Raw genomic sequence first — 653 nt, 5'->3', positions numbered from 1 at the left:
CCTTGGCGCAGTCGTGCGGCGAACCGCCGCCCAGCGATACAACGAAATCGCAGCGACTTTCCTTGAGCAGCGCCAGCCCGGACTCGACGTTAGCGATGCTCGGGTTCGGTTTGGCGCCGTCGAAGATCACCGAGTCGATGTCCTGCATCGCCAGTTTCTCGGCGACCATCGTCGCCACACCGGCCTTGGCCAGCCCCGCGTCAGTGACGATCAGCGCCTTGCGGAAACCGTAATTGCGAATCGCAATCATGGCCTCGTCGAGGCATCCGTTGCCCATGATGTTTACGGCCGGAATGAAAAATGTGCTGCTCATGCGCGTCTCCTGACTGAGGCCGAATCGACTGCTCCGATACGGCGGATGTGCACAGGATCGACCGATCGGTCACGGCCGATGTTGATCTGGCTCAATGCCCGCTCGTGATAAAGTCGCCGCCCATCAGCCCCTAAGTTTTGAGATGTGCCAAGCAATGAGCGATTTTCTGGATGTCGACGCGACCCTCGAAGACTGGAACGCCCTGCGCGCCACGACCAACTTCACAGGCTTGCTGGTGGGCAACGGTGCCAGCCGCGCGGTGTGGGACGACTTCGGCTACGACTCGCTGTTCGAAAACGCCCGCAGCGTGGAAGAGAAACCGCTGAGCCCGTCGGAACTG

1 protein-coding gene and 1 pseudogene are annotated in these 653 nt (G+C 60.9%); one reads left to right on the top strand and one right to left on the bottom strand.

What is annotated here, in order from left to right:
* Positions 1-313, bottom strand: a 313-nt coding sequence (locus DBR24_RS33660) for an iron-containing alcohol dehydrogenase (protein WP_256591813.1), incomplete at its 3' end; no start/stop codon positions are given.
* A 154-nt stretch (positions 314-467) separates the two neighbouring features.
* Between DBR24_RS33660 and DBR24_RS24855 the strand changes: the two are divergent.
* A pseudogene (locus DBR24_RS24855) lies at positions 468-653 on the top strand (DUF4917 family protein); the annotation flags it as partial.

The organism is Pseudomonas sp. HMWF006, assembly GCF_003061205.1.
GTDB classification, from domain to species: domain Bacteria; phylum Pseudomonadota; class Gammaproteobacteria; order Pseudomonadales; family Pseudomonadaceae; genus Aquipseudomonas; species Aquipseudomonas monsensis.
This window is presented reverse-complemented; position numbering and strand designations above follow the sequence as displayed.